Below are 13,411 nucleotides of genomic sequence, written 5' to 3'. Positions count from 1 at the left end.
GCGGGAGGCCGTTCCTTCAACCTTTGCGCCTGTCTGCGCAGGTGTTCCAGCTTGCCGCAGTGCTGAACCAGCGATGGAGCGCTGAGTGACGCTAGAGGACGGCGAGCGCAGCGTCTTGCTTGCGACCGAAGCTACGCGCGGGGATGTTTGCTTGTTGTTCACTGGCATTTTCGACTCCTGGCCTCAAGTTGCCGCAGCGAGCCTGAGGCCGGGCTCGTCGCAGATGGTGATCGGTCGGCTCTGGGCGCTATCCAGAGATGCTGTCTCGCGACACTTGCCCGGACTCCATCGGCGCGGCACCCGTAAAGGGTGCGCTCCCCCGGCGAGCCATTTGCCGCATTTCAGCCACTCTTCGTAGTACCAAAGCCACTCGGCGGTCCAAGGGATGTAGCTGTCAGTCAGCTTGTGACGCGGATCCCACTCACAGTTCTTTGGCCACCAGAGACACAGAAGCGAACCTGGCCCGTCATGATCGTAGAGATGCGGAGGACGCTTACCGGCGGCAAGCTCGATCAAATTCGGACGTATCACAAACATCCGCGGTGCCCGTTCTCCTTGAAGCACAGTCAATATGCAGTCATAAAGGCGGCCATAGCGCCCAGGCGAGATACTGAAGTAGTAACGCAGCATCGTCCCCGCGATTATTTCAATCCTGGCGCCCGCCAGATTTAGCCGACGCAACTCTAACGCCCGCTGTGCGAGTAGCGGGGGAGGTGGCTTGTACTGCGGCTTCAATCTGGTGATCCAAAGTTGGTATTGGCCCGTGCAGGCAGACTCGCCATCGCACCCGCCGCGGTCCCAAAAACAACTGACCGACCAGCATGACTGGTCGGTGCTTTTGGGGCGGAGTCTTCACGCACGGCGCTCGCAGCGCGCGGGCCAAAAGCCTTTTCCACCAACGCCTCGGTAACTCCCGAGCCGGAACGTTGCTCAATACTTTCCAGAAGCTCACCAATATCCCGGCAGAACCGGGTATGCCATTGGAAGAACGCTGCCTGCTTTTGTGGGGTGTTCATGCACGCAGCAAGGTCATCGCCAGGAGCCCAGGGGTTAGGCAACGCCCAGATTTCGTCCCCGTGAGGACGCCTCTCGCGCTGGAAGCACATCGGCATGGTCTCAAACACGTCCAGCAGCAAATCCAAGGGCGTTTCGTGAGGTTGGGGCGCCTTCAAGGTGTAGGAGATTGCGGCAAGAGTGGTGATAAAAATAGATGCCGGTGAAAGGTCTTCACTGTCATTTTTTGGGGCACCAAAACAAATGTTTCGATGCACCTTCATCAGCTGAACGAAGATGCTTAGCAAACGTTTTGAGACTACGTCTGGATCGGGTAGCGGCGCTACATCCGCGCGCGTCGCGTAATCCAGGACCTGCGCTTCCTTCAAGACGCGGGTAAAAATCGCTTGAATCTTGGCTGCCGTATTAAAACCTTGTTCTAGGCCGCGCGGATTAGTGGGTGCATAGCGCTCGAGGAGGCGATCCGGAATCAGTGCGTGGGTTTCGCCGGAAGGGATCGACACCAGCGGATCTTCGATGACCGGCGCAACATCGACTCTCACTCCATCTACATAGACCAAGGTAACGCACCGATCCCATTTCTCGATTCCCAGGCGGTGGTGGTCGGCATAACGCTTCAGGACTCGGTGTAGGTCATTGATCAAGCGCCGCGCGCCTTCTGCACCGCCATACCGCAGCATGGCAGCTCGTTTGAGCAATAGCACAGCGTCCACGTCAAAGCCAATTTCACGAACGTGAAGAGGGCGAACAAGAGTGCCGATCTGACGCGAACCATGGCCGTGCACTTCGATGGTCAGCTCACGAAACTCTTCACTTTCCGTCAAGTAGCTACCAATGGAAAGATAGGAGCCATCGAGGGTTTCCAGCTGCTTGTGCGTTGGCACGAAAACGCTGGCCACGACGCTGGAAAGGTGGAAAAACTGTCCTGAGGCGCGCTCGGAGTGACTCCGGCGCGGAACAGATAAATGGATGCTGTCGCGTTGCATGCACTAATTCCTAGATATGGACGCCCGATCAGTAGTGAAAACCCGCGGTCTGTATCGACTGCCGGCTAATGTTGGGCTTCCAAACCACCATTGGCGTCTATTTTTGGTGGTTCTTTTAAAGCTTGCACAAACCTGACAGACACTATACCTGTGGTCTAAATGGTCCGCAAGACACCAGATGTAGTGATTTTTATTCTATTTGCCTTCAAAATTCAAGAACCCTCATCGATATCCTCGATTTGCGACTTTTAATAACAGTATTGCGGATAATTTACGCAGATTTGCAGAGAAATCTCGCGGAAAATGGGCAAACTGCTAATGCAATTGAGCTTGAGGACCAACGTGCCACGACGATTAACCGCAACTGATGTGTGCACTGTGACCGGCTACAGCCGAGACGAACTGCACGCGATTTTGAAAGTGCTTTGGCCCTACAACGAAGAAAAGGGGTTGCCTCGAGTGGCCAGGGAATTCACTGCCCGTGACTTAGTGGTGCTGAGCGTCACACAAACGCTGGAGCGTCGCTTCGGCCTAAAGCGAACCGCTCTTGGCAATATTGGTCAGCACCTGCGCAATGCGCTTTCTGGACCAAAAGAAGTGAGCAAAAAAGCGCGTCTCGCTATTTCCATCGATCCGCCATCTGTCGAATACATCAGTACGTCAATCACCGAGCGGGATGGCGTGGTTGTAGCCTTGGGTCCCATCTTCGAGAAAGTGGACGGATATCTCACCTTCGACGTGCAAGGGGTTCTTCCTCTGGGAGCTGACATCGTTTCTGCGAGAGCGAAGACCGGGCCGGGTTGAGTCGATAATCACGCTGCCGTGCTGCGCGGGTTTCATTCGAGTTAAATCCCTGTCGCCCCTCACCCGGGCCCTTGCATGGGCATCAGCCCATGCGGCGTGCCGGGGCGGCCCACTCATCCCGATTGCACACCAACACGACCCGTTTAGGCCGCGAACAGGTTCTAACCTGCTTAAAGAAAGTTCATGGCCGGCTGCGAGGTCGGCCTGCCGGAAAAATCCGTCCACTGCCGCCGCTCGAAGTCATACAGCTTGCAGCGGCGCGCCGTGCCGAAGTACCAGCGCCAGGAAAAGGGCTGCACCACGATGTGGCCCGGCAGCTTTTCTTCCAGCACGGCCTGGGCCTGTTTCAAGCGGTACAGCGGCACACCCATGTCCACGTGGTGGGCGGTGTGCTCCATGATGTGGTGCAGCGCCGCGCCGAAAAAGCCGTTGAAGCGCAGGTGCACGGTGGTCGAGACAAAGGGGTTGGCGGCCGACCAGTCTTTTTTGTTGTCGTACCAGGCGATGCGGGTGTGCGTGTGGTGCACATAGACCACAAACCCCATCAAGGCCTTCCACACCAGCAAGGGCAGGAAAAAACCGACGGCGAGCAACCAGGCAGCGGATTGGCCGGTGGCCGGCGCAGCCATCACCAGGCCGGCGACCCAGGCCGCGGCGACGGCGGTAACCAGCAAGCTGTCTGCGACAAAAATGCCGCGCCGGGTGGGCATCACGGCCTTGGACGGAAAGTAAAGCCGCTTCCACCAGATCTCCACCGCGTAATACAACCAGGGCGCCCAGCCGCTGCGGTAGGCGCGCTCCAGCCCTTGTTTCCAGGCGGGCATGCGCTCATAGGCCTCAAGCGTCGCGGGCTGCCAGACGAAGTCAAAACCGCTGAGGTTGGTGTAGCCGTGGTGCACGACGTTGTGCCCCACGTCCCATAGGCTGTAGGGCGTGAGCGAAGGCAGGAACAGCAGCCGGCCCAGCCAGCGGTTGAGCCGGCGGTGCGGCGTGAAGCTCTGGTGGCAGGCGTCGTGGCCCAGGATAAACAGCCTGGCGATCATGAAGCCGGCAGCCAGGCCCATGAGCACCTGCAGCGCGGGATGGCGCGCGAGCACCGCGCCGGCCATGCAGGCGGCGAACAGGGCAAAGTCCGCCACGGACAGCGCCAGGGCGATGCCGGTGTTTTTGGCCGAGATGGGGGCCAGCCAGGAACGCAGGATTTTTCGGTGGGGAAGGGGCGTTGCGGGGGGCGGTGAGAGGGTTTGGGTGGTGGGCATGAGGGATGAAGGTGTGGCGCAAAGAGTGTTCGGCCACGGGCAATGGGGAAGTCCGCAGCTTAGGGGGCCCTCCCTGCCCGCGCTTTGACGCAGGTCAAGCACCCCACATACCGCCTGCGTGCCGGTGCGAACCATGACCGCCGTTGATCCACATCAACGCGGCCGTGGCGCGCCGGCGGCACAGTGGAGGCCTCACTTCCTGAAACATCCCATGTCCGCTGTATTACCCCAGGCCCTCAAGCGTTTTGATATCTCGGGTCCGCGCTACACCTCCTTTCCCACAGCGGACCGTTTTGTCGAGGCCTTCAGTGCCGCCGACCACGGCCGCGCGCTGGACGACAGGCGCTCGCGGGCCGAGGCATCGGCCGCGCCGCTGTCGCTCTATGTGCACATCCCGTTTTGCGAATCGCTGTGCTACTACTGCGCCTGCAACAAGATCATCACCAAGCAGCATGCGCGCTCGGCCGTCTACCTGGGCTACCTGGAGCGCGAAGTTGCGCTGTATACGGCGCGCCTGGGCCACGGCCAGCCCGTCAGCCAGCTGCACCTGGGCGGCGGCACGCCGACCTTTTTCTCCGACGCGGAACTGGCCCAGCTGATGGGCATGCTCAGGCGCAATTTCGACATCGTGGCCGGCGCGGAGATGTCCATAGAGGTGGACCCGCGCACCGTGGACAAGGCCCGGCTGGCCGCCCTGGCTGCCCTGGGTTTTAACCGCCTGAGCTTTGGCGTGCAGGACTTCGATCCCGACGTGCAGAAAGCCGTGCACCGGGTCCAGCCGGCCGCGCAGGTGTTCGCGCTGGTGGCCGAGGCGCGCTTGCTCGGTTTTGAATCCATCAATGTGGACCTGATCTATGGCCTGCCGCGGCAGACGCAGACCTCGTTTGCACGCACCATTGGCCAGATTGAGGAACTCAGGCCGGACCGCATCGCGCTTTATGCCTATGCCCATTTGCCGGAGCGCTTCAAGCCCCAGCGCCACATCCCGGTGACGCTGCTGCCGGCGGCCGAGGACAAGGCCGCCATGCTGGCCGAGGCCATGGCGCGTTTGCAGGGCGCGGGCTACCAGTACATCGGCATGGACCATTTCGCGCTGGCCGGCGACGCCCTGGCCGTGGCCGGCCGCGAGGGCCGGCTGCACCGAAACTTCCAGGGTTACAGCACCCAGCCCGACCGCGACCTGGTGGGCCTGGGCGTGTCGGCCATAGGCGCGGTGGGCGCCACGTACAGCCAGAACGCCAAAACCATGGAGGAGTACTGCGACCTGCTGGACCAGGGGCGTTTCCCCGTCACGCGCGGCCTGGCGCTGAGCCGGGACGACCTGGCGCGGCGCGCGGTGATCATGGCCATCATGTGCCAGGGCCAGGTGTGGTTCGAGTCGGTGGAACTGGCCTGGATGCTGGACTTCAAGCGCTATTTCGCCGCCGAACTCGAGCGCCTGCGCGAACTCGAAGACGCCGGCCTGGTCGTGCTGTCGGACAGCGGCTTTCGCGTCACGCCTGAAGGCCGCTTCGTGTTGAGGGCGGTGGCCATGGTGTTTGACCGCTACCTGCAGTCCGACCTCAACCGCAGCCGCTTCTCGCGCATTATTTAGGCGCCCATGAGCTACGCGCTTGCCACCACCGCCTTGCTGATGGGCCTGGCCGGCGGCCCGCATTGCGCCGTGATGTGCGGCGCGGCCTGCGGCGGCTTGCGGCGCATGGACCCAAAGCGGCGGCCGCAGTCGCCGCTGCTGTTCCAGGCCGGGCGGCTGGTGGGCTATTCCGCCGCGGGCACGGCCGCCGCCGCGGCGGTGCAAAGCCTGGCCTGGATGGCGGAACACGCCGCTGCGTTCAAGCCGGTATGGATGCTGTTTCACCTGGCCGTGCTGGGCTGGGGCCTGGTGCTGGTGGTGAATGCCAGCCAGCCGGCCTGGGCCGACCGGGCAGGGCGATCGGCCTGGTCCCGGGTGGGTACGGTGGCCGCGTCGCGGGGCGGCATGTTCTCGGTGGGCATGCTCTGGGCTTTTATGCCCTGCAGCCTGCTGTATTCGGCGCTGCTGGTGGCCTCGCTGGGCGGCGGGCCGCTGCAGGGCGCATTCGCCATGGCGGCTTTTGCGCTGGGCAGCGGCGTCTCCTTGTGGCTCGCGCCGCGCATGCTCGCCGGGCTGCGGCAGGCCGGCAACCGCCTGGGCGGGCAGCTTGGCGTGCGCGCGGGCGGTGCCGTGCTGGTGCTGGCCGCCCTCTTGGGTTTGTGGGGCGACATGACCCACCGCATCGCCCAGTGGTGCGGCCTGGCCTGAGGCGCCGGCCGCCTTTCTCTTTTACCTTTCCCTGGCCCCCTTGCACACCGCCGGCATGGAAGCGGCCAGGGCAGCGCTTGACGAATCAATAACCATCGGGTTATGATTCCGGCCATGCAAGCCCTCGCAAACGAAGTTTTCAAAGCCCTGGCCGACCCGACGCGCCGGGCGATCTTTGAACGCCTGGCGCGCGACGGGGAGCAGACCGTGCGCGCCTTGACCGACCGCGCCGGTGTGTCGCAGCCCGCGGTGTCCAAACACCTGCGCGTGCTCAAACAGGCAAAACTCGTGAACGACAGGCAGCAGGGCCGCGAGACGCATTACAGCGCCCAGCCGCTGGCGCTCGCGCCGCTGCGCGACTGGGTGAGCACCTATGGCGCGTTCTGGAATGAACGCTTCGATGACCTTGAATCACTGTTAAAAAGGATGGACCAATGACCCAAGCCCAAGCCGTTACCGAAACCCGCTCCGTTGTTGTCGAGCGCGAGATCCCCCACCCGCCGGCAAAAATCTGGCGCGCGCTCACGCAGCCGCACCTGATCGCCGAATGGCTCATGAAGAATGACTTCCAGCCCGTCGTGGGCCGCGGCTTCAAGCTCAGCGCCGACTGGGGCTCCGTCGACTGCGAGGTGAAGACCGTCGAAGCCGAGAAAACCCTGTCCTACACCTGGGCCGCCTACGGCCTGGAAAGCGTGGTCACCTGGACGCTCACGCCCACAGGCACAGGCACGCGTTTGCGCATGGAACAGGCGGGCTTTCGCACCGACCAGGAACAGGCTTACCAGGGCGCGAAACACGGCTGGCAGCAGTTCTTTGGCCAGCTGGAGCAGGTGCTGGCGCGGGCGGATTGAGGCCCGCATTCTTCGCAAGAAGGCCCGGAGATGAAAACAACGGACAACAAGACCCGCGCGAAGCCGGCGCTGCTCGCGGGCGGCAACCCGCAAATCCCCAAAGGCGAGGGCGATGCCCCGGTGCAAGCCTATATCGCGGCCATGCCGGGCTGGAAAAGCGATGTGGGTCGGCGCCTGGACGCGCTGGTCACACGCACCGTGCCCGGTGTGCACAAGGCCGTCAAGTGGAACTCGCCGTTTTACGGTGTGGCGGGCCAGGGCTGGTTCCTGAGCTTTCATTGCTTCACGCACTACGTCAAGCTAGCCTTCTTTCGCGGCTTGTCACTAAGCCCCGTGCCACCGGTTGAATCCAAAAGCCAGGACACGCGTTATGTCCACATCCTGGAGGACGGCCGGTTCGACGAGGCCCAGTTGGCCGCCTGGATCCGGCAGGCCAGCGAACTGCCCGGCGAAAAAATGTGAGCGGCGAACACCTTAAGAGAAAGCAGCATCCACCATGAAAAAAGCAGCAAGCAGCGACGCGAAAGCCAGTGAAGGCGGCTCCGCCTCCGCGCAGATAGACCTGAAGATCCGCGAGCTCGGTGACTGGCGCGGCGAGACATTGGCCCGCATCCGCAAGATCATCCAGCAAGCAGTTCCCGAGGTGGTGGAGGAGATCAAGTGGCGCGGCGTCCCGGTCTGGTCGCACGGCGGCATCATCTGCACCGGCGAGACCTACAAGAGCGCCGTGAAAATGACCTTCGCCAAGGGCGCCAAGCTTGAGGACCCGGCAGGCCTCTTTAACTCCAGCCTCGAAGGCAACACCCGCCGCGCTATCGATATCCACGAAGGTGACGAGATCGATGAAAAAGCCTTGAAGGCACTGGTGCGCGCCGCCGCGGCGCTGAACAGCAAGGCTTAGTCGCGGCCTGGCACCTGCTCGCGCAGCTTGTCCAGAAAGGCTTCTACCAGCGCATTTACGGGACCGGCTTTGCGGACCGCGAGAACCTTGCTGCCGACGGACAGGTCGGCAATCGGCACAAAGCGGATGTCGCCGCGGTTGTTCGTGGCGACACTGCGGCCCACCACCGTCGCGCCCAGGCCCGCGGCCACCAGTCCCAGCGCCGTGTTGATTTCTTTGGCCTCATGGCCGACCTGGACCTTTGCGCCGGCCTGCTCGAGGATGTTCAGCACCTGTCGGGAAAAGTGCGCGTTGGCCACCTTGGGATAACTCACATAGGGCAGGGCGTTCAGCTCCGCGGCCCGCAGGCTGGCCTGCGCCGCCAGCGGATGCTGCGCGGGAAGGGCGACGACCAGCGGGTCGTCGAAGAGTTCGGTGTAGTGCAGGTCGGGTTCGCGCGTGAACGCCCCCAGGGTGCGCGCGATGGCCAGGTGGATGGCGCCGCTGCGCAAGGCGGCCGGTTGTTCCTCGGTAAGGATTTCCTCCAGGTCGATGCGCACGTCGGGCAAGGCCGACTGCATGGCGCGCACGGCCTCGGGCAGGATGGAAAAAATCGTGGAGCGCGTAAAACCTATGCCCAGCCAGCCCAACCTGCCCGCAGCCATGCCTTTGGCCTCGACTTCCAGCCGGCCGCTGGCCGACAGCAGTTCCGTGCCCTTGGAGTAAACAAACTGGCCCAGCGGCGTCAGGCCCATGGGCCGGGTTGCCCTGTCAAACAGGGCGCCACCCAGCAAGGCCTCCAGCTGGCTGATCTGCATGCTGATGGCCGTCGGCGCGACGAACAGTTTGTCGGCCGCGGCGCGGGCATTTCCGGCGTCCACGGTTTCGCAAAAGTATCTGACTTGCTTTAAGTTCATTATTTTTGAATATTAATTCAAAAATCGGCGATTGCATTCAGATATTCACTGCTTGATGATGCGATCCATGAGCAACGACACCTCCCAAGACATCAGCCAGGCTGCCTGGTTCCAGCAGGCCAAAGCCCTGTCCACCGCCGAAATTTCCGATGCGCTGGACGCGCTGAAGCTGCCCGGCAGCGCTTTGGGCATACGCCCTGTGGCCGGCCCGGCCAAGCTGTTCGGCTTCGCCTTCACCGTGCGCTTTGCGCCCATTGACCGGTCTTCGCCCGGAACCGTGGGCGACTTCATCGACACGCTCAAACCCGGCATCGTCGCCGTCCTCGACAACGGCGGCCGCCTGGACTGCACGGTGTGGGGCGGCATCCTTAGCCGGCTCGCCGCGCACAAGGGACTGGCCGGCACGGTCATCCATGGCGTCTGCCGCGACACGGCGGAGGCCGATGAAGTGGCCTACCCGCTGTATGCCCACGGTCGCTTCATGCGCACCGGCAAGGACCGCGTGCAGGTCGAGGCCTATGAGCAGCCGGTGACGCTGGGCGACGTGCGGGTCTGCCCGGGCGACTTGGTCGTCGGGGATGCGGACGGCATTGTGGTGGTGCCGCGAGCCCGCCTGCAGGACGTGCTGGCCAAGGCACTCGAAACCCGGGTCGTTGAAGAGCAAATCCTCGCCGCCGCCCTGGCCGGCATGCCGCTGGCCGAGGCCCGCAAGCAGTTCAACTACCACACGCTGCAGCGCGCGGCCGATTCGCCGCTGGCGGCCTGAAGCCCTGATTTCCGGAGACAAACACCATGAATCCCAAACGCCTTCTTTCCACCCTTGCCGCATTCACGGCCCTCGCCATCGCATCGGGCGCGGCCTGCGCGCAAGCCGCCTACCCTTGCCCCGCGGTCAAGCTCGTGTCGCCCTATCCGCCCGGCGGCACCACCGACCTGCTGGCACGCCTGATCCAGCCCGGCTTGATGAAGGAACTCGGGACCCCCGTCATCGTCGAGAACAAGGCCGGCGCCAGCAGCAATATCGGCATTGAGTTTGTGGCCACCGCCGCGCCGGACGGATGCACGCTTTTGCTGGGCAGCAACACCGGCATCGTGATCAACCGGAACCTCTACAAGCTGCGCGTGGACCCGGTCAAGGGACTTGCGCCGATCGGCCAGGTCGCCTCCGTGCCCCTGGTGCTGTATGTCAGCGCGGGCGTGCCGGCCACCAGCCTTGCCCAATTGGTGGAACTCGCCAAAAAGAACCCGGGCAAGCTCAGCTATGCATCGGCCGGCAGCGGCAGCCCGCAGCATTTGATGGGCGAGTTGCTCAAGTTGGAGCAAAAGATATCCCTGGCCCACATCCCCTACAAAGGCTCGGGGCCGGCGATCCAGGATGTGGTGGCGGGGCAGGTGGAAATGTCTTTCGAGGCCATGAGCGTGATCGTGCCGCAGCTCGCGTCGGGCCGCATACGTGCCCTCGCCACGACGGGCGCGGCCCGCTCAGCCGGCTTGCCGAATGTACCGACCATGAAGGAGCAGGGCATGCCCGGCTTTGTGACCGAGAACTGGTACGGCCTGTTCGCGCCGGCCGGCACGCCCGCGGCGCTGGTGAAGCGGCTGAACGGCGCGCTCAACACCGTGCTCGACTCCAAGGAGGCGCGCATAAGCCTGGACAAAATGGGATCGGCCGACGTCAAGGGCACACCCGAAGCCTTCGCCAAATTCATCGCCTCGGAGCTGCCCCTGTGGGAGTCCGTGGTCAAGCGCTCGGGCGCGAAAGTGGATTGAGCATGACGGCATTCAATGGAATCGAGATCCACCCCCGGGTGAAAGAAGACGCCGCCGCGCTGGACGCCCTGCGCGGCCTGCCCAGCTCGGTGATCGGCGATGTCATGGGCGGGCGCCTCGTCGGCACCACCGCGCTGCGGCCCGTCAACCGCTCCCTGGTCAGTTGCTGCGGCAACGCCTTCACGGTGCGGGTGCGGGCCGGCGACAACCTGCTGATCCACAAGGCCCTGGACATGCTGCGGGCCGGCGATGTGCTGGTGGTGGACGGGGAGGGGGACATCTCTCGCGCGCTGGTGGGCGAGATCATGATGACGACGGCGCGCATGCGCGGTGCCGCGGCCTTTGTGATGGACGGTGCCATCCGAGACGTCGACGCCTTCGAGGCGCAGCGCTTTCCGTGCTGGGCCAGGGGCGTGAGCCTGCGCGGCCCTTACAAGGACGGCCCGGGGAGCATCAATGTGCCCGTCGCCGTGGGCGGCATGCGGGTCCAGCCGGGCGACGTCATTGTTGGCGACTCGGACGGCCTTGTCGCGGTGCCCGTCGCGCTCGCGGCTGAGGTCGCGGAAAAAGCCCGTGCCAAGGTGCGGGACGAGCAGGCCACCATCGCCGCGATCCTCGCGGGTACATACTCATCGGCCTGGGTGGATGCCACCCTGAGCCAGAAAGGCGTTTGACACCATGGACAAGCCGACTTTGCAGCGCCTCGCGGCGCTGGACAGCAACACCGTTTCCGACGCGCTGGATTTCCTGGGGCTGCCCGGCGCCACCTACGGGCTGCGGCCGCTCTGGGACTGCCCCAGGATTGTGGGCCGGGCCAGCACGGTGCTGCTGGGGCCCAAGACCGAAGCCAAGCCCACGGTCCACCTGATCTCGCCCGTGATCGACGCGGTCACGACGGACGACAGGGTGCTCGTAATCTCGGGTGGCATAGATGGCATTTCGTGCTGGGGCGACATCCTGGCCAATGCGGCCGCGGCCAAAAAAGTCCGCGGCACGGTGATTGACGGCTGCAGCCGCGACATCGAGGGCAGCGAGTCCATCGCCTACCCGGTGTACGGCAAGGGCATCACCATGGTCAGCGCGCGCAACCGCGTGGTCCAGCTCGACGCCGGCAAACCGGTGCAAATGGCCGGTGTGACCGTGCGCGAAAACGACTACGTCATCGCGGACCGCTGCGGCACCGTCTTTATCCCGCAAGAAAAGATAGAGGAAGTGCTGGCCCTGGGGGAAAAGATCAACCGCCGCCAGGAGGGCATGGTCGCCGCGGTCAGGGCAGGGCGCTCCGTCGCCGACGTGATGCACGACAAGGAGTTTGAAGCCATTGCCGTGGAGCGCAAATGACGCGCGCCCACAGCCTGCTGAACACCCGCCTCGCCGCCGCGCAGCCCTCCGCGACCTACCGCATGATGGACCGCGCCGCGCTGCGCAAGGCGGCCGGGCACCCGGTGGTCTCGCTGACCGCCGGGGAGCCCGACTTCGACACGCCGCCCCATGTGCGCGAGGCGGGCATCACCGCCATTGGGGCGGGGCACACACGCTACACACCGGTGGCCGGCTTGCGGGCCTTGCGCGAGGCGGTGGCCGCGAAGTACCAGCGCGAGAACGGGCTCGACGTAGCGTGGCAGGACACCATCGTTTGCTCGGGCGGCAAGCAGGTGCTGTACAACGCCCTGGCCGCCACGCTCAACGAGGGCGATGAGGTGGTCATTCCGTCGCCATACTGGGTCAGCTACCCGGAGATGGTGCAGATTTGCGGCGGCCTGTCGGTCATCGTGCCGTGCACTGCGGCAACCGGCTTCAAGCTGACGCCCGCCGCCCTCGAAGCCGCGATCACGCCCAGGACCAGGTGGCTGATCCTGAACTCCCCGTCAAACCCCACAGGCGCGGTCTATAGCCGCGAAGAGCTGGTGGCACTCGGGCGCACGCTGCTGGCGCACCCGCATGTGCTCATCCTGTCCGACGATATCTACGAGCACCTGATCTTCGACGGCGCGGCGTTTTGCACCCTGGCCCAGGCCGTGCCGGAACTGCGGGAACGCACGCTGACCATGAACGGCGTGTCCAAGGCCTACGCGATGACGGGCTGGCGCATAGGCTTTGGCACCGGGCCCCGCTGGCTGCTGGAGGCCATGGAAAAACTTCAGGGGCAGCAGACCTCGGGCGCCTGCTCGATCTCGCAACATGCCGCCCTCGCGGCGCTCAACGGCCCCAAGGATTTCATCGCGCAAAGCCGCGCCCAGTTCCAGCGGCGGCGCGACCTGCTGGTCGGGCAACTGAACCAGGCCCCGGGACTGCGCTGCGAGACGCCCGCCGGCGCGTTTTATGCGTTTGCTTCCTGTGCCGGACTGATAGGCAGGCGTAGCGCGGGCGGCGCGCTGCTCGATTCCGACGAAGCCGTGGCGGTCGCGCTGCTCGAGGAAGCGAACGTGGGTGTGGTGCATGGCTCGGCTTTCGGCCTGGCGCATCACCTGCGCTTCGCCTATGCGATCGATGAGGCCTCCCTGCGACAGGCAGGCACGGCTGTGCGGGACTTCTGCGCCCTGGCCGGCCCGGCCTGAATCTCCTGAATTCGTAAGCTCGCGTATCCACATATCTCCCCTAATTGGGGGATGCGCTATAGACCAAAAGGTAGCAGAGTCATGTAGCAGG

15 protein-coding genes are annotated in these 13,411 nt (G+C 63.9%); 12 read left to right on the top strand and 3 right to left on the bottom strand.

Going from position 1 to position 13,411, the window contains the following annotated elements:
- Positions 1-731: 731 nt before the first annotated feature.
- The gene (locus BLQ85_RS01805) at positions 732-2,000 is read right to left on the bottom strand and encodes a nucleotidyltransferase domain-containing protein (RefSeq protein ID WP_074574339.1); all 1,269 of its coding nucleotides are present in this window, start codon (positions 1,998-2,000) and stop codon (positions 732-734) included.
- 303 nt (positions 2,001-2,303) lie between these two features.
- On the opposite strand from BLQ85_RS01805, the gene BLQ85_RS01800 reads away from it, so the two are divergent.
- The gene (locus BLQ85_RS01800; protein ID WP_074574338.1) at positions 2,304-2,804 is read left to right on the top strand and encodes a hypothetical protein; all 501 of its coding nucleotides are present in this window, start codon (positions 2,304-2,306) and stop codon (positions 2,802-2,804) included.
- Between the two features lie 170 nt (positions 2,805-2,974).
- Here BLQ85_RS01800 and BLQ85_RS01795 read toward each other — a convergent pair whose 3' ends face one another.
- On the bottom strand, positions 2,975-4,063 hold the full coding sequence (locus BLQ85_RS01795; RefSeq protein WP_074574337.1) for a fatty acid desaturase: 1,089 nt from the start codon (positions 4,061-4,063) through the stop codon (positions 2,975-2,977).
- 211 nt (positions 4,064-4,274) lie between these two features.
- Between BLQ85_RS01795 and hemN the strand changes: the two genes are divergently transcribed.
- The 6 genes from hemN to BLQ85_RS01765 all read left to right on the top strand — a co-directional run bounded on the left by hemN (position 4,275) and on the right by BLQ85_RS01765 (position 8,096).
- Positions 4,275-5,657, top strand: coding sequence for an oxygen-independent coproporphyrinogen III oxidase (gene hemN / locus BLQ85_RS01790; protein ID WP_074574336.1), 1,383 nt, complete (start codon positions 4,275-4,277; stop codon positions 5,655-5,657).
- A gap of 6 nt (positions 5,658-5,663) precedes the next feature.
- Positions 5,664-6,344 (top strand): sulfite exporter TauE/SafE family protein, encoded by a 681-nt coding sequence (locus tag BLQ85_RS01785; protein WP_074574335.1) that lies wholly within the window; start codon positions 5,664-5,666, stop codon positions 6,342-6,344.
- A gap of 114 nt (positions 6,345-6,458) precedes the next feature.
- The gene (locus BLQ85_RS01780; RefSeq protein WP_074575104.1) at positions 6,459-6,782 is read left to right on the top strand and encodes an ArsR/SmtB family transcription factor; all 324 of its coding nucleotides are present in this window, start codon (positions 6,459-6,461) and stop codon (positions 6,780-6,782) included.
- The gene (locus BLQ85_RS01775) at positions 6,779-7,195 is read left to right on the top strand and encodes an SRPBCC family protein (protein ID WP_074574334.1); all 417 of its coding nucleotides are present in this window, start codon (positions 6,779-6,781) and stop codon (positions 7,193-7,195) included. The genes BLQ85_RS01780 and BLQ85_RS01775 overlap by 4 nt, the downstream gene beginning before the upstream one ends.
- Before the next feature lie 30 nt (positions 7,196-7,225).
- A complete protein-coding gene (locus BLQ85_RS01770; RefSeq protein ID WP_074574333.1) occupies positions 7,226-7,657 on the top strand; it encodes a DUF1801 domain-containing protein in 432 nt (143 codons plus the stop codon).
- A 34-nt stretch (positions 7,658-7,691) separates the two neighbouring features.
- Positions 7,692-8,096, top strand: coding sequence for a DUF1801 domain-containing protein (locus BLQ85_RS01765; protein ID WP_074574332.1), 405 nt, complete (start codon positions 7,692-7,694; stop codon positions 8,094-8,096).
- Here the strand turns inward: BLQ85_RS01765 and BLQ85_RS01760 are convergent.
- A complete protein-coding gene (locus BLQ85_RS01760; protein ID WP_074574331.1) occupies positions 8,093-8,992 on the bottom strand; it encodes a LysR family transcriptional regulator in 900 nt (299 codons plus the stop codon). The two genes, BLQ85_RS01765 and BLQ85_RS01760, sit on opposite strands and share 4 nt — an antisense overlap.
- Positions 8,993-9,059: 67 nt before the next feature.
- Here BLQ85_RS01760 and BLQ85_RS01755 point away from each other — a divergent pair, with 67 nt between their 5' ends.
- From BLQ85_RS01755 to BLQ85_RS01735, 5 genes are read left to right on the top strand one after another with little or no spacing between them, the layout of a single operon-like run.
- A complete protein-coding gene (locus tag BLQ85_RS01755) occupies positions 9,060-9,758 on the top strand; it encodes an RraA family protein (protein WP_074574330.1) in 699 nt (232 codons plus the stop codon).
- Between the two features lie 26 nt (positions 9,759-9,784).
- On the top strand, positions 9,785-10,762 hold the full coding sequence (locus tag BLQ85_RS01750; RefSeq protein ID WP_074574329.1) for a Bug family tripartite tricarboxylate transporter substrate binding protein: 978 nt from the start codon (positions 9,785-9,787) through the stop codon (positions 10,760-10,762).
- Positions 10,763-10,764: 2 nt separating this feature from the next.
- Positions 10,765-11,436: an RraA family protein gene (locus BLQ85_RS01745; RefSeq protein ID WP_074574328.1), complete on the top strand. Its 672-nt coding sequence runs from the start codon at positions 10,765-10,767 to the stop codon at positions 11,434-11,436.
- A 4-nt stretch (positions 11,437-11,440) separates the two neighbouring features.
- Positions 11,441-12,103: an RraA family protein gene (locus tag BLQ85_RS01740; RefSeq protein WP_074574327.1), complete on the top strand. Its 663-nt coding sequence runs from the start codon at positions 11,441-11,443 to the stop codon at positions 12,101-12,103.
- Positions 12,100-13,320: a pyridoxal phosphate-dependent aminotransferase gene (locus tag BLQ85_RS01735; protein WP_074574326.1), complete on the top strand. Its 1,221-nt coding sequence runs from the start codon at positions 12,100-12,102 to the stop codon at positions 13,318-13,320. Before BLQ85_RS01740 ends, BLQ85_RS01735 begins: the two co-directional genes overlap by 4 nt.
- Positions 13,321-13,411 lie beyond the last annotated feature (91 nt).

The sequence above is a fragment of the Polaromonas sp. JS666 genome (assembly GCF_900103405.1).
In the GTDB taxonomy this organism is placed as follows: Bacteria; Pseudomonadota; Gammaproteobacteria; order Burkholderiales; family Burkholderiaceae_C; genus Polaromonas.
Note: the sequence above shows the minus strand (reverse complement) of the source record. Positions and strands in the feature narration are given on the sequence as shown.